Genomic DNA, 20,020 nt, shown 5'->3' on the forward strand with positions numbered 1-20,020 from the left:
TTTGACCCGACGATTTACGGAGATTAGCCATTTTATATTTAATCAACTTTCATTTCAGCAGATTTTGTCGATCACCGTAGGCATATTTGCTGCTTTATGGGCTTGCCTCACCGCTGGAATGGTGGCAGCCTCTGCTGCAATGCAACATACGGAATTGACCGATGTTTCATCAGGCAGTCGCTCGCTTTTTTAAGAGTTCATTTTTCGCCGCGCTGGCCGCGGTCGCCAGCGCCGTTGACGCCGGTGCACAGACGAATGTTTCTTTCGTCGACGATTTCAATCGTTTCGATCTGGGACGCTGGTACGTCGCAGACGGGTGGGCGAATGGCGACTGGCAGAACTGCACATGGTCGAAGCGCCAGATCGCCCTGTCGGAAGGCGTGCTCAGCCTTTCCTTCGAGAAGCGGCCGTACGGGCTGCGCAACTATGTGTGCGGCGAAATCCAGACGCATCACAGTTTCCACTACGGCACCTACGAAGCCCGGATGAAGACGGATACGGGCTCGGGCATCAATGCCGCGTTCTTCACCTATATCGGACCTGTCCATAACAAGCCGCACGACGAGATCGACTTCGAGGTGCTGACGAAAGATACCTCGACCGTCAGCGTCAACACCTATGTCTCCGGGCAACCGAAGAATGGCGGCGTGGTGCCGGTGGAGGGCGGCACCGATGCAGGCTTCAACGACTACGCCTTCGTATGGGAGCCGGACCGGCTGCGGTGGTACGTCAACGGGGAGCTGATGCATGAGGCGGAGAACACGGCAGAACTGCCGACCAACGCGCAGAAGATCTATTTCAGCATCTGGGGGACGGAAACGCTGAACGACTGGATGGGGCCGTTCGAGGATCCCGGCCGCAAGCTGTTCCTCTACCTCGATCGGGTGGCTTTCACGGTGCTGGGCGAGGAGTGCCAGTTTCCCGAATCCATAGTCTGCACGCTGGACTGAGCATGGCTACAGGTCGCCAGTTCCGTAAGAGAGGCGTTTCGCGATGAGCGACATACGCGGCCGGCTGGCGCAGGGCTCGATCTGGATTCTGCTTGCGCGGGTGGCGACGAACGGGTCCGCCTTCGTCGGTACGCTGGTGCTGGCAAGGCTGCTGACGCCCGACGATTTCGGCCTCGTCGCAATAGCCGCCACCATCGCCTTCATCATCGCGTCGATCACCGAGCTGTCGCTGTCGTCGGCGCTGATCCACCTCAAGGAGATCGACGACGATCACCTGAGCACGGCCTTCACGCTCAACATGCTTCGCAGCGGCATCCTCGGCGCGCTGATCGCGGCGCTTGCGTCGCCCGTCGCATGGCTCTACGGCGAGCCGCGACTGGTCGCCGTCATGATCGCGGTCAGCGCGGTGATCCTTGTCTCGGGCCTGTCCAATCCGCGCATGGTCGTCTTCGCCAGAAACCTGTCCTTCCGGCAGGAAGCGCTGGTTCTGGGCGCAAACAAGGTGCTGGGGGTCATCGCCTCAATCACGGTCGCCCTCGTGTTCCGGTCGTACTGGGCCATCGTCGCCGGCCTTGCCGTCGCGCAACTCGTTTCAATCCTGCTGTCCTACGTGATGGTGCCTTTCAGGCCCCGCCTTACGTTGCGGCGCGCCAGGGGGTTGTTGTCTTATTCGGTGTGGCTGTCGCTGGGGCAGGCGATCAACACGCTGAACTGGAAATCCGACCATCTGTTCATCGGCTACATGGCGGGCAACTCGGCGCTCGGCTTCTATACGCTGGGCGACAATCTCGCCCAGTTGCCGACTCGCGAGGCGACCGCACCGCTTTCGCAGACGCTTTTTCCGGGCTTTGCCAAACTGCGTGACGAGACCGAACGTCTGCGCAGGGCTTATCGGCGCGCCCAGGCGCTGCTGTGCATGATCGCATTGCCGGCAGGGTTCGGGCTGGCGATGGTGGCCGAGCCGATGGTGCTGTTCGCCATCGGGGAGAAGTGGGCGCCGGTCATCCCGATCATCCAGCTTCTAGGCGGCATCTTCGCCATCCAGACATTGGCGAGCGCCGTCCAGCCGATGGCGCTGGCCATGGGCGTGACACGTACGCTGTTCAATCGCGATGCGCTGAATTTCGGCATCCGGATGCCGCTCATCATCGGCGGGCTGCTGACCGGCGGGTTGATGGGCGCGGTCTATGCGCGCTGCGTCAGCGGCGTCGTATCGACCTTCATCAACATGCTTCTGGCCCGGCGGCTGCTGGACCTGCCGCTGCGTACCCAGATCACCGACAATGCGAGGACGATCGCGGCAACGGCGGTGATGGTGGGTGGCTTGTCGCTGCTGTTCGACAGCATGCCTTCCGACCCGGCCGCCTTCATCGCCGTGAAGCATCTGGTCGGCATGGTGGTCACCGGGGCGGGGCTCTACATCGTCGCACTCGCCATAGCGTGGCTGGCTTGTGGCAGGCCCGAAGGACCGGAGCGCGAACTGGTCCAGATCGTCACCAAGCTTGCCTCCCCCATCGCCAACCTGGTCGCCCGTCGACCCGGGCCGGCTTCTTCGGAGTAGCGAATGCAGAGTTCTGGAACCGCCGCAATCATGGAGACGCAATCGGCCTCGGGCGCCGTTGCTGCGGATGGGACGCAGGGCATACCCAAGATCGTCCATTATGTCTGGGTGGGCACGCGGGCACTGCCAGACGAAGATCGCAGGCGTGTCGATGCGTGGCAGAAGATCATGCCCGACTGGGAGTTTCGCCGGTGGGGCAACGACGATGTGGATTTCTCCAGCCCTTTCATCCGTGGCGCTTTCTCGGTGCGCGCATGGAACCGCGTGTCGGACTACACGCGGATGGACGCGCTTGCGCGGATAGGCGGCGTCTACCTCGATACCGACGTCGATATCGTCCGGCCATTCGATCCGCTTCTGTCCAACCGGGCGTTTCTAGGGTTTCAGACGGGCGACGAAAATCCGTCGGAGATGGTCAATGGCGCGGTGTTCGGCAGCGTTGCCGGACACTGGCTGCCCACGGCCATCCGCGACCATTTCAACACGAAGGTGAAGGGCCATCTGGATATCGGCTCGTTTGCCGGACCGGGTCTTCTCACGCACATGCTGCGTGAGAAAGGGCTTCAAAGCTACCGCGACGAGCCCTTCACCGTCGCCGACGTGACGCTGTACCCCAGGCGCTATTTCTACCCCTACTGGTGGGCCGACGAGTTCCACCCCGACTGCATCGTCGAGGACACGTTCGCGGTTCACCGATGGGCCGAGACCTGGGTGGCCAAGCCGGGCCTCAAGGCCAGATGGAAACGCAAATTCTTCAACCGGTTCGGCAGGCATATGCCGGAGCTGGCGCTTTACGTAACCCGTGCCGTCGCCCGTCGGGCGGCGAGCTAAAAGAGGAAATCACATGCAGACTATCGCAATCGTCGATACGTCGATCTGCACCGACAATCTCGGTGACGAGATCATCATGGACGCGGTCAACGCCGTGGTTTGGGAGCTGTTCCCCAAGGCCTACATCTTCCGCGTGCCCAGCCACGAAGCGCTTTCGGACCGGACTCTCGGCTTCATCGGCAAGGCGGACTTCTGCTTCATCGGCGGGACGAACCTTCTCTCCTCCGACATCAGGCCGGACGGCCTGTGGCGGCTGAAGGCGACGGATGCGCCGCACTATGGCGCGGCACAGACCGTGTGCCTCGGCACCGGCTGGAACGACTACATGCCGGAGCCCACCGCGGAGACGCGATCCATCCTCAAGCAGGCGCTGTCCGCCGACCTGACCCACGCAGTCAGGGACAACTACACGCGGGCGCATCTCGAGCGAGCCGGCTTGCAGACGACCTCGACCTGCTGCCCCACGACATGGTCGCTGACGCCGGAGCATTGCGCGACGATACCGACGAAGCGTGCGCCGTCGGCGGTCTTCACCCTGACCGCGTGGCGGCCGGACCCGGCTGCGGACAGGGCGTTCGTCGAACTGCTGCGACAACGCTACTCGAAGGTTCACTTCTTCCCGCAGATGCAGGACGACTGGGAATATTTCCGCTCGTTCGGGTGGGAGGATATCGAAGTGGTTACACCGACCACCGAAGGGTACACGCGCTTTCTGGAAAGCGAGGATGTCGACTTCATCGGCACGCGCCTGCACGGCGGCATACGCGCCCTGCAGAAGGGCCGGCGCGCACTCATCCTTGCGATCGACAATCGGGCGGCCGAGATCGGAAAGGACGTGGCCCTGCCCGTCGTGGACCGGACGGCGACGGACGAGATCGCCAACTGGATCGACGGCGGGGCGGCGACCGCCATCACGATACCGCAGGCCGCGATCGACCGCTGGAAGGCGCAGTTCACAGGCGAGGGGCGCGTACCGGCAACTGCAAGGCTCCGTCCGCCACCGGTGCAGGCGGGGGCAGGCAGCAGGCTTGTTCGGCGCGCCAAGCACGCGCTGGGAAGGGCGTTGCGAAATTGACGATCGACGAAGCCCTACGCCCTGTCGAGGGTAGCAAACCGGGATCGAGCCCGTTCCCGGACATGCCGACCTTCCAGCTCGACATATTGAGCCTGCCATCCTCGACGCAGCGGCGCGAGCGCATGGCGGCGATGCTTGATGGCGCGGGTATCGAAAACTGGCGGTTCTTCGACGCCGTTCCGCCCGAAGAATGCCTGTTGCCCTACGATGAAGCGGCGGCTTTCAAGGCTTATGGATCGACGCTTTCGCGCGCCGAAATAAGCTGTGCCGCCAGCCATATCGGCATCATCGAGCGTTTCGTGCGGGAGGGCGACGCCGACTATCTGGTGGTGTTCGAAGACGACATAGTCATCGACCCGACGCTGAACATCGCCGGCTATCTGCAGATCATGCAGCTTGCGGGCATCGAGTACATGAAGATGTACGCGCGGTTCTTCGTTCCGGCACGGTTCATCACGTCGTTCAATCGCTTCGTGCTCTACCGGTTCCTGTTTCCGCCGCTGGGAACGCAGGCCTACATCCTGTCGCGCAAGGGTGCGCGGGCGATGCTGGACGGTTTCGTCAGACACGGCAGCATCGACATGCCGATCGACCAGCTGATGGACTGTCACGAGCGTGCGGTGCTGCCGATCTACACGATCTATCCGTTTCAGGTGATGGAGCTGAACGTGCCCACCACCATTCACGACGCCGCGAATGTGGAGAGCAAGGAAGCGCGCAACCGGATGCTGATGGCCAGCGGGCCATCCGCGCCGCGACGGTTCGAACTTCTGGAAAAGTTTGTCCGCAAGTATCGCAACATGCGTATGGAGCGGATCGACAGGCAGACGCGGGATGCCATCAAGCAGATGCTGACGGATCTCGGGTCCATCCGGCTTTGATTTAGGCAACGCTGCAATAGCAGATCAAGGAGACAAGAGGCATCAACTAGCGGGCGGGGGTAAGGATCATGATGAGACTTACCTATTTTCAGGGCCATGTGCCCAATTTCGGCGACGAACTGAACCCCTACGTGTTCGACCGGCTGCTGCCGGAGGGGTTTCTGGACGACAATGACGACGAGCTGCTGCTCGGAATCGGCTCGATCATCCTCGACAGCATGCCCAGGGAACCCCTCAAGCATGTGGTGGGGTCCGGTCACGCCTACCTCGATCCGCCGGACGTGGCGGATGGAAACTGGAACATCGTCTTCGTTCGCGGGCCGCGCACCGCGTCGAACCTCGGCCTTCCTCCGTCGAAGGCGATCTGCGACGGTGCGGTCCTACTTCGCGCGCTGGACGACCTGCCCTCGCCGGACGAGAGCGATGAGATCGCCTTTATGCCGCATTATGAAAGCCTCGATCGCGGCTTCTGGCAGGCGGCTTGCGACCTTGCCGGCATCACGATGATCGACCCGAGGGACGACATAGAATCCATCATATCGCGCATCCGCGGGCTGCGGGTTCTCGTGACCGAGGCGATGCACGGGGCGATCGTCGCCGACGCGGTGCGAACGCCATGGGTGGCGGTGCGCAACCTCAACAAGCATCACCGGCACAAGTGGGACGACTGGGCCGACGCGCTCGACATCGACCTGCGCCGTCATCCGCTCGGCCCATCCAGCACGATGGAGCTTTACGTGACGCTGTCGGGCGGGCGAGGGCAGGTGAACGGCCGGGCCGGGAGATGGAGCCGGTCGCGTCTGGCAAGGCCGCTGGACAAGGCGCTGCTGCACAATGCCGCGCGCAACCTGCTGCGGCTGGCAAAATGCGAACCCCAGCTCAGCGACGATGTCGCCATCGAACGCGCGACCGACAGGGCAGTGACTGCGGTGTCGGACTTCGTCAGCAGCCGGAGCTAGAGCGCGTCGCGATCTTTCAGATTCGCTCCATGTGCTTTAGCTGCCTGTTTTGAGGCATGTCTTCGTGCCGAAACCGATTCCCACTTTCGGGAGACATGCCTTAGCAGGTGACGGCGAGCGACGAATAGAGCGCGAGGTAGTCGGTCGCCGCGCGTTCCATGGACAGCCGCTCGTTCATGTAGGCGCGCGGCTCGAAGGACCCGAGCCGCGACCAGAACAGCGGCAGCACGTCCTCGAAATCGTCAATCCTGAACGTCATGCCGCATCGCTCATCGAAATAGGGCACGCTGGAAACGGTGAGTTTGGGGCTGGCGAACCGTCTCAGGATCGGATCGACAAGCTCGCCCTCGTCCCATGCCAGTACCGGCACGTTGGCGGCCATGGCTTCCTGATAGGCAAGGCCCTGCGTCTCATGCTCGCACAAGAACAGCAGCGCTCGGCATTCCTTCAGCGCGCTGTCGTAGTCCGACCGGATATGTCCGCCGTAGCGCAGGACCCTGTGCGAGCGCCCGGCCTTGTCCAGGCGCTCCGTGACGCGGTCGAGCACCTCAGGAACGCGCTGGTCGCGGTGCCAGCGGATCTTGTCGTAGATTAGGAAATCCACCGGCTTGTCGGCCAGCGCCATTTGCGGGCCAGTGTATCTGTCGACGCCCGCGGGCCAGACGCGCAGCTTGTCGCCACAATAGGGGCGGTTGTAGTCGACCGCCCACTGGCACGGCTGGATGAGGATGCGCATTCTTTCCTGCCCGGCGATCTGCACCGTCCTGTCCGGCAGGCCGAGATCGCCATGGCCGAACACGACGGGATTGGGCAGGTCGACGGCTTCGATGACGCCGGGATAGCCGGCCAGCCCGATCGGATAGTGGGGACGGGCCCTTGCCGCGGCGAAATCATTTATCCGGACGTTGCACCCGGCCGCCCGCAGTGACCGCACCAGTGACAGGAAGGCTGTGTAGAAGCCCGTGTGAACCTGCCGGCGTCGCAGGGAACGCCAGGCGTAGCGCGCTATGCGGCGACCGTTGGAATAGAGGCTGCCGCCGACACCGGGCAGGGCGTAGCGCTCGTAGCCGTGATAGAACAGGAGAACCAGCGGTGCGCCCGAAACGTCGGTTTCAAGTGCGGGAAACGGCATGGTTTCGCGTTCGGCCAACGCCATCAACGCAACCTCCGGGGCAGGGCATAGATGGGTTGGGCAACCAGCTGATGCGGGCTTCGCTCTGCGTCCCGTCGGGCCTGCCTGCGATGATGCCGCCTGTGCTGCATCGCGTATACCAGCGCGCAGATGGCGATGATGGTGACGATGCTGAACTGGAAGTAGGTGGTCACTTCGAGAAAGCTGGTGCAGATGACCTGGGTCATGAAAGCGGCAAAGAAAGCGCTTTCGGGCGAGGGTGAACGAAGAGCCCAGACGAGTACGCCGAAGAACGCGCCGTAGAGCATCAGAACCTGAATGCCGACGCCGATAATGCCGATCTCGACCGCGTTGGAAAGATAGGTGTTATGGAAGTTGAAGCCGCTGCGGCTGGCGATGCCGAACAAATCCCATAGCACCTCGGCCGGGATGTTGCCATGAACCCAGAACGCCTGGTAGCCGACGCCGAGCCATGGCCGGTCGGCAATCATCATCATCGCGACTTCCCACAGGTCGGTGCGTCCGGTGAGCGTGTCGTCCTTGCCCGACAGGTTGAGGAAGCCGGACATGAGGGTCTCGCCATAGATCACGAGAAAGGCTGCTGCGATGATGCCGATGCAGACTGTGAAGCCGCCGGCAAGAAGGAGCAGGAGAGGTGGAAGCCTGCGCAGCAGCAGGACGGTGATTCCGACGCCGAGCGCTGGAACGATGAGGGTCATCGCGCCGGTCGATTGAGCGAGTATGAGCAGCGGGCCGCAGACCAGCAGCCCGCCCGCGGCCCCCCACCTGATGGGCCAGGGGCTTCCCCGGTCGAAAACGATGGCGAGCGCCGCCAATGCGAAGCCGGTGATGACGCCGGCAAAGGCGTTCTTGCTGCCGAAAATGCCGATCCAGGCTCCGATATCGTCGCGCACACGCCCGAACAGCAGGCTGCCGACGACGCCGAAGCCGTAAATCCAGAACAGGCAGCGCACGAATGCGATGGGGGCTACGCGACCCGCAATGACGATTGCAACGGCGATGGTGAGCGCAAGCTGGATCGAATGACGCAGCGAGTTCGACGGATAGTCGGACCACAGAACGGAAAGCGCGCAGAAAGCCGGCAATGCGAACAGATACCAGTGGCGCACCAGCACCTGCATGCTTGCGAAGGGTTTGGATATCACCAGCAGCGAACCGGCGAGCAGGAACAGAAGCGCCGCGCGAGAGCCGAAGAGAGGATTGAGGATGAGCGCGGCAAGCGCGACGATCGTCAGGCTGACGGCGACATGGATGCGCAGAGGTCGCCGCGAGACGTGGTCGAGCGTCTCGTAGGTCGCGAAGGTCAACCGGGCAGCCCCGGTGCGGTCTTCAGCGTGGTGCGGACCGAGATGATGTCGCCCGGCAGAACAGGAGTGTTCTCGCCCGCCGAAATCTGCTGCGTCACGCCATCGACCACACGCGTCAGCTCGAACGTCGTGTCCGGCTCGCCGCCCAGCACGCCGGGCAGGGTGCTGGCGAAGGAAACCGCCTCGGACAGGAGCCCGGCGTACATTTCCTGCCGCAGGGTGGCCTCGTCCAGCTCGGCTTCGGTCTTCTGGCGCTCCTGCGCAACCTCCGCCTCGATGTTGTTGCGCAGCCCGATGATCTCCTGCTCGGTCTTGCTGATTTCCTGCCGGGCGCGGAGCATGGATGTTTCCAGGTCAAGCTGCTTGCCTTCCATGTCGGCGATGGTGCGCTCTATGCCGAGCACGCGCGTGTTGACGACCAGCCCCTTCTGGGCGAGCGAGTCGACATCCGAAAGCTCGCGCCTTGCCAAGTCGATCTGGCGCTGCTGGGTGACGGACTTCTGCTCCAGCGCGGTGACCTCCCGTTGCAGCAGGTCGCGGAGGTCGTTGAGCACGTCGAGTTGCAGCGTCAGCTTGCGGTTGCGCGCAGTAAGGATCGACATTTCGTCGGCCATGATCGAACTGACGCGGGCGAGGCCCTCGAGCTCTTCGGCAACGGCGAAGCCTTCCTCGCCCTTCGCTTCGGCCTCAAGGCGGGCGCGGCGGACAAGAAGGCGCACCCGGTCCTGCGATGCGATGGCATGCTGGCCGCGGGCATTGATGAAGTCGCGTTCAATACGTGCGCCTTCAAGCCGGCGCTGGCCGCCGGCAAGGCTGACCGCCTTCAGCACCGTTATGCCGGGAACGAAGGCGTACTGGCCCGGCGCCTGAACGTCACCGTTGATGTAGAACGGGCGGTAGGTGGCGATCTCGACCGATGCCTGCGGCTTGTCTGACAGGCCGAAGCTCTGCTGGAGCGTATCGGAAATCGCCTTCGAGATTTCAGCGGTGGTGAGGCCGCCTGCTTCCATCTCGCCCACGAAGGGCACAGACAGCCTGCCTGCCGAGTCGATCATGTATTCGCCGCTGATCGCGGTCCATTCGCGAAATGCGCCTTCGACGGTCTGCCACTCGACCACGCGAATGCGAAGCTTGTCCTGGCTGCCGAGCAGATAATCGTCCGCCTTTGCAGGCATCAGCGAAGCAAGCACGATGGCGATTGCAAACGCGGTGCGCGCGCCAAGTGTGCCGAGCGTGTTACGCATCATGGAAACTCCTGCGTTGCGCGCCTTTAGCGGCGCGCCTCAGTAACTGCCCCGCGAGAGACAGACGGCCGGTACGGTAAGGAGAATGATCCGCAGGTCGCCTGCAAGCGACCAGTTCTCGATGTACTGGCGGTCGAAGGCGACGCGCGCCTCGTAGGACACGTCGCTGCGGCCGCTGACCTGCCACAGGCCGGTGAGGCCGGGACGGGACTTGAGGTAGCAATCGGCGAACGGGCCGTAATGCTCGAGCTCGGCGTGAACCACGGGCCGCGGGCCCACGATGCTCATATCGCCCTGCAGGATGTTGAGAAGCTGTGGCAGCTCGTCGAGGCTGAGCTTGCGAAGCACGTGACCGACGCGGGTGACGCGCGGATCGTTCCGGAGCTTGCGCGTCGCGAGCCATTCATCGCGTGCGGCGGGGTTGTCACGCAGATGGGCCGCGAGAACTTCGTCGCCGTTTACCATCATGGTGCGGAACTTCAGGCAGGCAAAGCTGCGGCCGCCGCGCCCGATGCGGGCGTGACCGTAGAAGGCCGGGCCGGGGTCCGTGATCTTCACCAGCGCGACCAGGAAGAGAAACAGCGGCAGCAGGGCGACGATGCCAAGGGAAGCGGCAACCACGTCGAACGCCCGCTTGAGCGTTCCACCCACCGGCGGCGTCCCATAGGACAACACCCTGGGGGAATCGAGATGTGCCGACTTCGCGAGATCACGCATTGAACGACCTATCCGAAGAACAATCCAATACGGCGACGATAGCATTCTAATGGTGCGTTGCAACATAATATTATCAAAAAATCATGAAAGATTTTTTCTTACCGTGATCGAAACAATACTGTGATATTGCGCAATACATGTGCAAATTGACCAATTATTGTACATCGACTGTGTGTCATGTGAGTGACGGCCGTGGATGTGCTCAATTTTCGATCTCCGCTGCCTTCATCGTTTCTCAAGAGCTCGCTGCTATGAGGGGCGGGCGAGGGGAATTTGCGTAGCATGCGTAACGGGTTATCCCATTGTCGGGCGGGCCGATGGACGGTGGCGAAAGCGCAGGCAGATGCGCCTGAAGCCGCAGTCGCGACAGCGTTCTGGTTGCATTGCAGCAAAGTGCCGCCGTGTGGGGCTGAGAGCCGGCACGTCTTGCGGGAAACCGCCGCTGGATTTATCCTACCTTTTGCCGGCATAGCGCGCAGTGCGGCGCGACGCGGGCGAGGAGGTCTGGTTTCGCAAACGCGTTCACGCGCGCTGCGATGCCGGGGAGGAAGTGAATTGATCGCAGGAGCCTGGGTCACCTCTGAGGAGCGGGTCGCATGAGCCTGCCCAAATTCATAGTGGGATCGCTGCTGGCGATCGCCATCGTTCTGGTGTGGTCGCTGGCAGACGGGGCCGGCATCGGAACCATCCTGCTGCGCCTGGTCGTCAGTGTCGTGCTGGTGCAGGTGGGCTATGCGATCTTCATCCTCGCGCTGGTAGCGATGCGCCCCGGCAATACGCCGCGCAAGAAAGAGGCGAAGGAAACCGTCAGCGGGCCGACGATCAGCCATGGCAAGCAAAGACCGTCGTCGCATTAGAGCCGGCATAGCATCCCAACCGCTCACGTCGAGGCCTGTTCTCCCGCCAGCAGCCGTGAAAGCTGGCTGTGGGGATCCTTGCTGAGCTTGTCGAAGCGTCCCGACTCCACAACGCGTCCATTCTCAATGGCGATCACCCGGTCGGCGAACGAAATCATCGAGGGGCGGTGCGCGATGGTAAGGATCGTCATCCGGCCGCGCAGCGCCTTGATGGATTGCGCTATAACCGTCTGGTTCTGCCAGTCGATCGCGCTCGTCGCCTCGTCGAGGATGAGCAGCGCGGGCTTGCGCAGCAACGCGCGGGCAAGCGCGATGCGCTGACGCTCGCCACCCGAGAGCCGCGCACCCCGATCGCCGATCACGGTTTGCAGACCTTTGTCGAGACGCTCGACGAACGGTGCAGCCATCGCCAAGCGCAAGGCCTCCCACATCTCGTCCTCGCCTGCCTCGGGCGCAGCCAAACGAAGGTTTGCGGCGATTGTGTCGTGCAGCAGAAAAACGTCCTGCGACACGTAGGCGACATGCGCGCGCCACGCGCGCATCAAGGACTGATCGAGCGGCCGGCCGTCGATCTCGATCGCCCCCGAGGCCGGCTCGATCAGCCCCATGAGCAGGTCGGCTATGGTGCTCTTGCCGGAACCGGAGGGCCCGATAAGGGCAGTGATGCCGTTAGCCGGCATCGAGAAGGTGACGCCCTCGATAGCAGGACGTCTTGCGGAGGCGTCGTAACCGAAAGTCAGGTCGCGGACCTTGATTTCCTTCTTAGGGTCGAAGCGGGCGGCTTCATCGACGCCCGGCCGTCCTGCCGGCTCACGCGCGGCATCGAATTTAGCGCGGACGGCTTCGGTTGCGTGGAAGGCCGGCAGGTTCATGACGATCTGCTGCACATAGGTCTGCGTTTCCATGAAGCGCGGCGCGATACGCATGAAGACCAGCAGCAGGACGACGGTCTCGGCCAGCGATAGCCGGTAGATCATAAGCGCGACATAGACGACGATGCAGACGCTGACCGCGCTGGCGATCTGGAACAGGGCCGTCGCCACCGTGCTAAGCCCGACATAGCGAGCATTGTCGTTTCTGATGCGCGTCAGCGTGTTGCGCAGGCGATCGAAATAGAGTTCCTCGGCGTTCATGCTCTTGGCGAGCTTCAGGCCGTGCAGGAACTCCGAGACGATGCGGAACTGGTCCTTGCGGTTGGTCGTGATCGTGTGGCCGTGAAGCGCGGCGCGCCTGCGGAAGGGTCGCAGGGTTACGAAGATCACGCATCCTACGGCCATGGCGACAAGTGTCATCGGGACGGATATCAGCAGCGATATCAGGAGATATGCCGAGAGCAGGACGCCCACCTGTGCGAGCAGGATGAGATAGTAGGCTGCGCCCTGCACGCGCTCGATATCGCTGTTGAGAGCGTGCTCGACATCGGCCGAACGCATCGTGCCGAACACGCCCCATCGCGCGCGCCCGATGCTTTCGAACAGGCGCATGCGCACGCCGTTGACGAAGTCGTCCAGCAAGGCCGCCATGTAGACCGACTTGACGCGGTTGAAGCCAGCCTGGGCGATGACCAGCAGCAGGAGCGCGGCGAGCGCCACACCCAGCGGAAATTCCAGCGCCGGCGTGGTCCAGCCTGGGAGGTGGATCGACGGGATACGGACGGCGAAATCCGCCCCGCTGCCGGCGGCGGAATGCAGGATCGGGATCAACAGCAGGATGGAAAAGCCCTCGGTCAGGCTTGCCAGCACGAGGAAGGCGATGGCTATGGCGATGCGCCGCCTGCCGTCGGCCAGCACGAAGCGGGCGAAGGCCGCGATGTCCCGCACCGAATAGGTCCCGGGCGGCGAGCTCTCGGTCGCCAGGGGCGGGGCTTCAGCGAGAGCTGCCTTGCCCATCTCAGCTATCCGAGGCCAGGTCTTCGCGCACGAGCGCTGCGATTTCCGGCAGCCTGTCGAGGCCGTTCGGCACTGTCAGGCGGCGCATGCCGACAAGACCGGCGAGCCGGGCGCACTGGTCGAGGTGACGTGTCGCTTCGCTTCCCTGAAGCGCGTCACGACCGAAGCGCGTCACATAGGAAAACTGCATCAGGCCGAGCAGGGACGCCTTTGCCGAAAGTGGCTCGACGGCCGCGGCCTCGCCGCGCTGAAGCAGATAAATCCGACGGGCCGGAATGGGGGTCGTCGCGAAGGAAGACGGCACGCGATGCTGCCGCTTGAGGATTGCGGGATGCACCGACGGCTCCACGAACGCATCCGCGATGCGCACGGCCTGGGCGGCGTTCTCCGACAGCTTGAGCTGGGGAAAGCCGAGTTCGACGCGTGCGGCATTCCCCATATCTCTGGAGAGGACGACCAGATCGTCGGTCAGCAGTGCGTGTCCAGCTTCGAGAAGAGCTGCCGCCGTGGTCGATTTGCCCGCGCCCTTGTCGCCGACGAAGATGGCGCAGCGGCCGCCGAGCGTCGTTGCGCTGGCGTGCAGGATCAGATGGCCACGTCGGTGAAGGAGCATGCCCAGGACCGGCCCGAGCAGCGGCAGCGCCAACAGCCGCTCATCGACGCCGGGGGCGGGGTCGATCTCGATCAGTCCCGTTCCCACCACCCGGAAACGGCCGACCTGCTGCCACGAGAAATAGAGCTCTTCTTCCGAGAAGATGTGCATGTAGGAGACGGGATGCGGTTCGCGAGAGGGGATCGAGGCAAGCCTGATTTCGACGTCGGCTGCGGTGGCCGCGTTGCCCGAGGCCAGCATCAGTTCGGGCAGGGCGACCTGCGAAGCGATGTCGAGCCCGAAGGCGCGATAGCGCGCATGCGCCTCGAGTGTCTCATCGTATCGAGGCGGGCAGGCTTCGCCGCAGGCGGCTGTCGTGTGGATCGTCATGCCATGACTCCCTGGCGGCGCAGCAGGCCAAGCCACATCGACAGGGATGCGGCGCGCCATACTGCCTGAACCTCGTCAAAGGGGGCGTTGTCTGGGTCGCGCAGCAGCCTTTCGCATGCAGCGCGGGCTGCGCCGATGTTGACGAACGGTGCGATGCTTTCGCTGTCGGCCCCGAATGTGCGCTCCAGCAGGGCGCGATGGTTGCGCACCATGCCGCCGGTGAGGTTCGGGCCGAAATTGACCTTGCTGTGCCGCCACTGCACCGCGGACGGCAGGATGCCGCCCATCGCCTGTCGCAGGACGTAGCGCGTCCAACCGTCGTTCAGCTTGGCTTCGGCCGGCAGCGACAGGCAGAATTCGGCCAGCCGCTTGTCCCAGAAAGGATAGCGTTGCTCGATGCCGAAATGCGCGGCCGATTTGTCCAGCACCTCGAAGGCATGGGAGATGAGACCGCTGGTGAGTTTCCACCGGTGGGACAGCATCTCGCTTGAAAGCGCCACGCCCGGCATCCGCGCGAAGCGATGGGCGCGCTCGGCGAGGTTGGTCCTGCGGGCAAGGTCCGGATTGACGAGGCCGAGCGGGTCGGCCGTCTGCCGGCTGAGGCGGGAGACGAGGCGGCGTCGAGCGCGCTCCAGCCGCGCAACCGGGCCGTAGATCGTGAGCAGCCCCAGATATGTCTGGGTGGCGCTGGTGGCGTGAACCCGCGCGACGCCGCGCAATTCGCGCCATAGCGCCAGCCACCGGCCTTCTGCTGCAAGTTCGTGCAGCCGGCCGTAGCCATGGGAGACCACCTCGTCGCCGCCATGACCGTCCAGGAGGACGCGGACGCCATCGTTGCGCGCGGCCGAAAGAAGCTGGCGCGTTGCCGACAGGCCGGGGGCAAGGAAGGTGCTTTCCTGCTCATCCAGGATCGTCTCGAACTCGCGAAAGGGAGCATGCTCGACAAGCGGAATGAAGTTGGCAGCAAAACCACCCTGCGCCAGCACCGCGTCGATATAGGGACGCTCGTCCATCGACGAGCCGCGCTCGAAGACCATCGAATAGGACGGCAGCGCCTTCTGAGAGCCGACTGCCCGGAGATCGCGCGCGACACAGGCGATAGACGAGGAATCGAGACCGCCGCTGAGCATCGTCCCCAGCGCCTGGGTGCCGCGCATGCGCACCCGTACGGCTTCCGTGAAGAGATGCCTGAACTGTTCGATCGCGTCGGGGCCGGGGTTCGGCCGAGGCTCGATGCGATAGTATTGCCGGACGGCGAGGGTGCGGCCGTCCGTCGAAAGACAATGCCCCGCTGGAAGACGACGAAGCTGGGAATAGACGGTTGCCGCGCTGTCGTCCGGCATGCCAGCCAGCATCCCCGCCACATGGTCCTGGTCGAGGGTTGCGGTCACGCCCGTTGCCAGAAGCGACTTCATTTCGGACGCGAATACAAAACCGGACGGGCCGAGGTGGTAGTAGAAGGGCTTCACGCCGAATTGGTCGCGCGCGCAATAAAACTCGCGGCGGTCGCCGTCCCAAATGGCAAAGGCGAAATCGCCTTCCAGCCTTTCGGCGCAAGCCCTCTCCCAGCGCAGATAGGCGTAAAGTATCATCTCCGCGTCGCTCGCTTCGCGATCACGCATGCCCAGACGCGCCAACAATTCGTCGCGGTTGTCGAGCCGGCAGTCCGCCACCACGACATAACGACCGGCGAAACGGACAAGCGGTCCGCCGGTCGTCTCAGCCGTGGTGTTGAGCCAGCAATGGCCGAGATGCGCCGCGCCTGACGACCAGGTTGCACTGCCGTCGCGCGCGCGGTGCTTCATCGCCGCGACCATGCGATCGATGAGGGGGGCCGTCGTGGGCGCATTTGCTGGGAAAATGCCGGCGATCCCGCTCATGGTGCGTCTCAGCCGATGACGTGAAGCTGGTTGTAGCCGGCAAGCGAGCTAGCGCTGCCGCCCAGGACGATGCAGTCGCCGCTGACAAGCCAGGCGTGGGCGCGGATGCGGGCCAGCGAGCCGCGCTCCACGCCCAGATGAATCTGAGCCTTGTAGCCGTGGCGGGCCAGCAGATACTGGCCCGCCAGCGCCTGTGTCAGGCAGGTGGCTCCCGGAACGAGCCGCGCCGTCGCCGCGACGCCCCATGATACACGGCGAAGGATTTGCACGGGGGCAGGCCCGCCGACAGGCATAGCCGCGATGTGGTCGCTGACCACACGAAACCGGCCGAGGGTAAGGCCGCCGCGAATGACCGCCACGACTGCCAGGCAGTGGAGCAGGAAGAGGCGACGCCTGAAAGGGGGGATGCCCTCATCCTGCATGTTCGGCCTGCTCCCAACGGATGAGACCGGCGGTCTCCAGCCTCGAAAGCAGGGTCTGCACGTCGCTAACGCAGCGCGCCGGCTCCACATCGTAAGTCGCCGTTACCCGATCGACTATTTCCGAAACGGGCAAAGGCGTCCTTATCTGTTCCCAGATGAAGGCGCCAACATCGTTCAGGCTGAAATAGGTGTTTCCTGCGAGATCGAGCAGCGCAACGCCGCTTCCGAACTCGCATGCGACCACCTGAGGTGAAGAAACAACGGCATTCTTACTGGTACTCATCATTTACATCACCAGGAACACGTTGCGCAGCGGTCAATGCCCACATCATCTTTTCTTCTTTTGCAGGCGATGGTGGGTGACGGAGATTTCGGGTTCAGTATTTCAGGAGAATTTCCGGATAAGCTCCGTCACCCCTTAGGTTCGCCCCCTATTGATGGGAGCGGTCCCTGTCAGATCACGAGAAGGTCAGATCGCCGAAAGGCGTACCCGTCGGGAAAGTCGCGTCGAGCGCAGTACCGGTCGAAGCGCCCTGAGTAATCTGCTCGATCGAACCATGAGCTTCGAGGTTCGGAGTCTCGTATTCTCTTTTCGGGGTGCTGGTTTTCATTTGCTCACTCCATTGTGTGGTGGGGCTACGGCAAGTTGTCTGCCGGCAGGCAATGCTGCGCTGCAATAGCTGCATGGCCGCATTTAGCTGTCAAGCACCATTTACGTTTCGTTATCCATCTTGTACTTCATTTTGCGTGATTTCATCATGCGAGAATGAATAAAATTCGATGTAAGACTCTTTCTTGGCTAAGGAGATGAAATTGCTTGTGGGCGCTAACTAACTGATTTTCCTAATATGAGGAAAAATTGTGCAGCGCAAAAATTATGCACATGATGTACATTTGCGCATCATGCATAGTTTGCAGGCTAATGTTGAAGAAAAGACAAGTCATAAATGGTGTTCATCCTGTCGTTTATTGTATAGGCTGCAATTGTGGGTATCCGTTGCAGCGACCCTGCGCGGGAGCCGGGCGGCCGACGATCGGAGGCGAACAGGAAGAGCGAGATGCAGGAAACGGGTGTTGCGATGCGCGAGACGAGCGAGGGGCTGGCGATGCCGGCAACGTGCGTCCGTGCCGCCGCCGCCCCGGATTTTCGACAGCGCCTACCCGCGACGGAAGGGGAACTGGCGGGCGAGATCGCACTGGTGCGCGCCGCCTTGGCGCGTTTCCTGAAACTGCAGCATGATGGCATTGCCGAGCCGATCTCGCAGGAGCGCGAGTTGCTGACACTCGTGCGCCTCAACAAGATCGGGAACGTGCTGCGGTTCGAGCGAGACGATTTCGTATCGAATGATGCCTGGAGCCGCACCGGCGGCTTTCTCGATGCCTACCGCCGCAAGACGAACGCGATCAATTCGGCAACGCTTTCCGCTACGCTGCACGCAGCGGCCGGCCTTAGGGAGGAGAAGGTCGATTTCGTCCTGTTCAAAGGGCCGCTGCAGCAGAAAGAGCTTTACGGCAACTATTACGCGAAGCCTTCCGGAGACGTGGACATTCTGGTGCATCCAGGGGACTTCGCCAGCGCGCGCGCCTGCCTGATGCGTCATGGTTACGGTGTCGAACGGCGTGCGAATTCGCTATGGTGGTCTCATTTTCTCGGCGAGCAGCATATGGTGCGCGACGGCGGAGCTGCCGGAGTGATCGACCTTCATCACCGGTTGCAGCAGCCGGGCATGCCGCGCCCGCGTGACAGCGCGCTTTTCATGGCCCGCGCCGCCACGATTGATTTGGCCGGAACCGCCCTGCCGTTTCTGGACCCGGCGGACACGGTTCTGCTTTCCTCTATCAGCATCGCGAAGGCGTTCTTCAATCGCGAGCCCTGCGCGTCGCATGTGTGCGACCTCCATGCCGGCCTGCGCCGCATGGATACTGACGGTCGGCAGGCATTGGTCGCAAGGGCGCGGGACGAGGGCCTGCACGGCACGCTGATGCTGGGGGTGAGAACCTGCTGGAGCCTTCTGGGCGTATGGCATGACGGACTGTCGGGACAATCGGGCGAGGTTCTGCCCGCGACGGGCGACGATGAACTGCGTCTCATGATCCTGGCTCCATGGCTTAACGCCATCGATTGGCCCAAGCGCCGCGACATCCTGTGGAACCTCTGCGACCGGCGCTACCGGCGCTTCATGGTCGAGGCAGCATGGGCGGCTTCGTCGGAGGTCGGTCGCCGGCTGTGGGCGGAGCGCGGCAATGCATAGCGCGAGCGTTTCGACAGCGATCGAGGTCGCAATCATCATTGCGGCGAAGGATGCGGCAGCAACCATCGGCGAGGCGGTGGTTTCGGCGCTGGCGGAAACGGAAACGCGCGAGGTGATCGTGGTCGATGACGGTTCCTCCGACGGGACATCACCGGCGGCCTGGGCCGCCGATGATGGCAGCGGGCGGCTGAGCGTCATCAGGCTCGATGCCAATCGCGGCCCTTCCCATGCGCGAAACCTCGCCATCGAGCGGTCGACATCGCCTTTCATTGCGATACTGGATGCCGACGACAGGATCTTGAAGGGCCGCTTCCGCACATTCGACGCCACCGCGCGATGGGATATCGCGGCAGACAACATCCTGTTCGTGGACGAGCGGGCTGCCCTTTCACTTGCGGACATCGCGATGCCGGCGGCGTGCAGCGCCCCGCGTTTGTTGAGCCTGGACGATTTCATCGACGGCAACATCTCGCGGCGTGGGATGAATCGCGGAGAATTCGGCTTCCTCAAGCCGGTCATCCGGCGCAGCTTTCTCGATGCGCACGGGCTGCGCTATTCGCGGCATCTGAGGCTGGGCGAGGACTACGACCTTTACGCCCGCGCACTGATCTGCGGAGCCGTATTCGAACTGCTGCCGAGCTGCGGGTATCTCGCGCGGGTGCGCGCCAACTCGCTGAGCGGAAGACATCGGACGGAGGATTTGCGCCGGCTGGCGGCTGCGTCGCGGGCGCTGCTGCGCGCCGACGGGCTGGCCGACAGTTCGCGGCAGCGGCTGCAGGTGCATGCGCGGCAGGTGCGCGACAAGTACAGGCTACGGCGGTTCCTCGATCTCAAGCGCCGCTCGCCGTTGGCGGCGGCAGGCTTCCTGCTGTCGAGCGCGCAGGGGGCGCGCGCGGTCATCCGCGGCGTGCTTGCCGACAAAGTTGCCGCGGCGCGAAGGGCGTTGGCACCAATGAATGCCCGGCAGAATCGCGAGCCGTTCCGGTTCCTGTTTCCCGTAAGGCCGGTGGAAGCGAATGTGGAAAAATGAAAATGGACCAGCGCGAGGCGTCGCCGCAGC

Annotated in this window: 19 protein-coding genes; 9 read left to right on the plus strand and 10 right to left on the minus strand. The window is 63.1% G+C overall.

Annotation, left to right across the window (positions count from 1 at the left end):
• Positions 1–161: 161 nt before the first annotated feature.
• The 6 genes from exoK to FY036_RS17860 all read left to right on the plus strand — a co-directional run bounded on the left by exoK (position 162) and on the right by FY036_RS17860 (position 6,257).
• Positions 162–950 carry an endo-1,3-1,4-beta-glycanase ExoK gene (exoK, locus tag FY036_RS17835; protein ID WP_148916110.1) on the plus strand — a complete coding sequence of 263 codons (789 nt, stop codon included), beginning with the start codon at positions 162–164 and terminating at the stop codon, positions 948–950.
• Positions 951–993: 43 nt separating this feature from the next.
• Complete coding sequence (locus tag FY036_RS17840) at positions 994–2,511, plus strand: lipopolysaccharide biosynthesis protein (protein ID WP_148916111.1); 1,518 nt, start codon at positions 994–996, stop codon at positions 2,509–2,511.
• Between the two features lie 3 nt (positions 2,512–2,514).
• Complete coding sequence (locus FY036_RS17845) at positions 2,515–3,342, plus strand: glycosyltransferase (RefSeq protein WP_148916112.1); 828 nt, start codon at positions 2,515–2,517, stop codon at positions 3,340–3,342.
• 13 nt (positions 3,343–3,355) lie between these two features.
• Positions 3,356–4,417: a polysaccharide pyruvyl transferase family protein gene (locus tag FY036_RS17850; protein ID WP_148916113.1), complete on the plus strand. Its 1,062-nt coding sequence runs from the start codon at positions 3,356–3,358 to the stop codon at positions 4,415–4,417.
• Positions 4,414–5,298, plus strand: coding sequence for a glycosyltransferase family 25 protein (locus FY036_RS17855; protein ID WP_148916114.1), 885 nt, complete (start codon positions 4,414–4,416; stop codon positions 5,296–5,298). The genes FY036_RS17850 and FY036_RS17855 overlap by 4 nt, the downstream gene beginning before the upstream one ends.
• Before the next feature lie 68 nt (positions 5,299–5,366).
• Positions 5,367–6,257, plus strand: a complete 891-nt coding sequence (locus FY036_RS17860; RefSeq protein ID WP_235897710.1) for a polysaccharide pyruvyl transferase family protein — start codon at positions 5,367–5,369, stop codon at positions 6,255–6,257.
• A 100-nt stretch (positions 6,258–6,357) separates the two neighbouring features.
• On the opposite strand, the gene FY036_RS17865 is transcribed toward FY036_RS17860, so the two are convergent.
• From FY036_RS17865 to FY036_RS17880, 4 genes are read right to left on the minus strand one after another with little or no spacing between them, the layout of a single operon-like run.
• Positions 6,358–7,413 carry a glycosyltransferase gene (locus FY036_RS17865; protein WP_148916115.1) on the minus strand — a complete coding sequence of 352 codons (1,056 nt, stop codon included), beginning with the start codon at positions 7,411–7,413 and terminating at the stop codon, positions 6,358–6,360.
• Complete coding sequence (locus FY036_RS17870; protein ID WP_148916116.1) at positions 7,413–8,717, minus strand: O-antigen ligase family protein; 1,305 nt, start codon at positions 8,715–8,717, stop codon at positions 7,413–7,415. The genes FY036_RS17865 and FY036_RS17870 overlap by 1 nt, the downstream gene beginning before the upstream one ends.
• Positions 8,714–9,964 carry a polysaccharide biosynthesis/export family protein gene (locus FY036_RS17875; RefSeq protein WP_148916117.1) on the minus strand — a complete coding sequence of 417 codons (1,251 nt, stop codon included), beginning with the start codon at positions 9,962–9,964 and terminating at the stop codon, positions 8,714–8,716. Before FY036_RS17875 ends, FY036_RS17870 begins: the two co-directional genes overlap by 4 nt.
• Before the next feature lie 36 nt (positions 9,965–10,000).
• Complete coding sequence (locus FY036_RS17880; protein ID WP_148916118.1) at positions 10,001–10,678, minus strand: sugar transferase; 678 nt, start codon at positions 10,676–10,678, stop codon at positions 10,001–10,003.
• A 596-nt stretch (positions 10,679–11,274) separates the two neighbouring features.
• Between FY036_RS17880 and FY036_RS17885 the strand changes: the two genes are divergently transcribed.
• Positions 11,275–11,535 (plus strand): exopolysaccharide production repressor exox, encoded by a 261-nt coding sequence (locus FY036_RS17885; RefSeq protein ID WP_148916119.1) that lies wholly within the window; start codon positions 11,275–11,277, stop codon positions 11,533–11,535.
• A gap of 23 nt (positions 11,536–11,558) precedes the next feature.
• On the opposite strand, the gene FY036_RS17890 is transcribed toward FY036_RS17885, so the two are convergent.
• The 6 genes from FY036_RS17890 to FY036_RS17915 all read right to left on the minus strand — a co-directional run bounded on the left by FY036_RS17890 (position 11,559) and on the right by FY036_RS17915 (position 17,319).
• Complete coding sequence (locus tag FY036_RS17890; RefSeq protein WP_148916120.1) at positions 11,559–13,424, minus strand: ABC transporter ATP-binding protein; 1,866 nt, start codon at positions 13,422–13,424, stop codon at positions 11,559–11,561.
• Between the two features lies 1 nt (position 13,425).
• Complete coding sequence (locus FY036_RS17895; protein WP_148916121.1) at positions 13,426–14,406, minus strand: phosphoenolpyruvate carboxykinase (ATP); 981 nt, start codon at positions 14,404–14,406, stop codon at positions 13,426–13,428.
• Positions 14,403–16,286: an asparagine synthase (glutamine-hydrolyzing) gene (gene asnB, locus FY036_RS17900; protein WP_148916122.1), complete on the minus strand. Its 1,884-nt coding sequence runs from the start codon at positions 16,284–16,286 to the stop codon at positions 14,403–14,405. Before asnB ends, FY036_RS17895 begins: the two co-directional genes overlap by 4 nt.
• A gap of 8 nt (positions 16,287–16,294) precedes the next feature.
• A complete protein-coding gene (locus FY036_RS17905) occupies positions 16,295–16,708 on the minus strand; it encodes a lasso peptide biosynthesis B2 protein (RefSeq protein WP_148916123.1) in 414 nt (137 codons plus the stop codon).
• Positions 16,698–16,994, minus strand: coding sequence for a PqqD family protein (locus FY036_RS17910; RefSeq protein WP_148916124.1), 297 nt, complete (start codon positions 16,992–16,994; stop codon positions 16,698–16,700). The genes FY036_RS17905 and FY036_RS17910 overlap by 11 nt, the downstream gene beginning before the upstream one ends.
• Before the next feature lie 172 nt (positions 16,995–17,166).
• Positions 17,167–17,319 carry a putative RiPP precursor gene (locus tag FY036_RS17915; protein WP_148916125.1) on the minus strand — a complete coding sequence of 51 codons (153 nt, stop codon included), beginning with the start codon at positions 17,317–17,319 and terminating at the stop codon, positions 17,167–17,169.
• Positions 17,320–17,766: 447 nt separating this feature from the next.
• On the opposite strand from FY036_RS17915, the gene FY036_RS17920 reads away from it, so the two are divergent.
• Both FY036_RS17920 and FY036_RS17925 read left to right on the plus strand, forming a co-directional pair.
• Positions 17,767–18,960, plus strand: a complete 1,194-nt coding sequence (locus FY036_RS17920) for a nucleotidyltransferase family protein (RefSeq protein WP_148916126.1) — start codon at positions 17,767–17,769, stop codon at positions 18,958–18,960.
• Positions 18,953–19,990, plus strand: a complete 1,038-nt coding sequence (locus FY036_RS17925; protein WP_148916127.1) for a glycosyltransferase family 2 protein — start codon at positions 18,953–18,955, stop codon at positions 19,988–19,990. The genes FY036_RS17920 and FY036_RS17925 overlap by 8 nt, the downstream gene beginning before the upstream one ends.
• Positions 19,991–20,020 lie beyond the last annotated feature (30 nt).

The sequence above is a fragment of the Neoaquamicrobium microcysteis genome (assembly GCF_008180155.1).
Lineage (GTDB): Bacteria > Pseudomonadota > Alphaproteobacteria > Rhizobiales > Rhizobiaceae > Aerobium > Aerobium microcysteis.

Excerpts from the sequence above, each read along its gene's own strand:
- FY036_RS17925 (WP_148916127.1), top strand. The coding sequence starts at position 18,953 with ATGCATAGCGCGAGCGTTTCGACAGCGATCGAGGTCGCAATCATCATT.
- FY036_RS17910 (WP_148916124.1), bottom strand. The coding sequence starts at position 16,994 with ATGATGAGTACCAGTAAGAATGCCGTTGTTTCTTCACCTCAGGTGGTC.
- FY036_RS17905 (WP_148916123.1), bottom strand. The coding sequence starts at position 16,708 with ATGCAGGATGAGGGCATCCCCCCTTTCAGGCGTCGCCTCTTCCTGCTC.
- FY036_RS17865 (WP_148916115.1), bottom strand. The coding sequence starts at position 7,413 with ATGGCGTTGGCCGAACGCGAAACCATGCCGTTTCCCGCACTTGAAACC.
- FY036_RS17895 (WP_148916121.1), bottom strand. The coding sequence starts at position 14,406 with ATGACGATCCACACGACAGCCGCCTGCGGCGAAGCCTGCCCGCCTCGA.
- FY036_RS17860 (WP_235897710.1), top strand. The coding sequence starts at position 5,367 with ATGATGAGACTTACCTATTTTCAGGGCCATGTGCCCAATTTCGGCGAC.
- FY036_RS17875 (WP_148916117.1), bottom strand. The coding sequence starts at position 9,964 with ATGATGCGTAACACGCTCGGCACACTTGGCGCGCGCACCGCGTTTGCA.
- FY036_RS17885 (WP_148916119.1), top strand. The coding sequence starts at position 11,275 with ATGAGCCTGCCCAAATTCATAGTGGGATCGCTGCTGGCGATCGCCATC.
- FY036_RS17840 (WP_148916111.1), top strand. The coding sequence starts at position 994 with ATGAGCGACATACGCGGCCGGCTGGCGCAGGGCTCGATCTGGATTCTG.
- FY036_RS17845 (WP_148916112.1), top strand. The coding sequence starts at position 2,515 with ATGCAGAGTTCTGGAACCGCCGCAATCATGGAGACGCAATCGGCCTCG.
- FY036_RS17915 (WP_148916125.1), bottom strand. The coding sequence starts at position 17,319 with ATGAAAACCAGCACCCCGAAAAGAGAATACGAGACTCCGAACCTCGAA.
- FY036_RS17850 (WP_148916113.1), top strand. The coding sequence starts at position 3,356 with ATGCAGACTATCGCAATCGTCGATACGTCGATCTGCACCGACAATCTC.
- FY036_RS17880 (WP_148916118.1), bottom strand. The coding sequence starts at position 10,678 with ATGCGTGATCTCGCGAAGTCGGCACATCTCGATTCCCCCAGGGTGTTG.
- exoK (WP_148916110.1), top strand. The coding sequence starts at position 162 with ATGTTTCATCAGGCAGTCGCTCGCTTTTTTAAGAGTTCATTTTTCGCC.
- FY036_RS17920 (WP_148916126.1), top strand. The coding sequence starts at position 17,767 with ATGCAGGAAACGGGTGTTGCGATGCGCGAGACGAGCGAGGGGCTGGCG.
- FY036_RS17890 (WP_148916120.1), bottom strand. The coding sequence starts at position 13,424 with ATGGGCAAGGCAGCTCTCGCTGAAGCCCCGCCCCTGGCGACCGAGAGC.
- asnB (WP_148916122.1), bottom strand. The coding sequence starts at position 16,286 with ATGAGCGGGATCGCCGGCATTTTCCCAGCAAATGCGCCCACGACGGCC.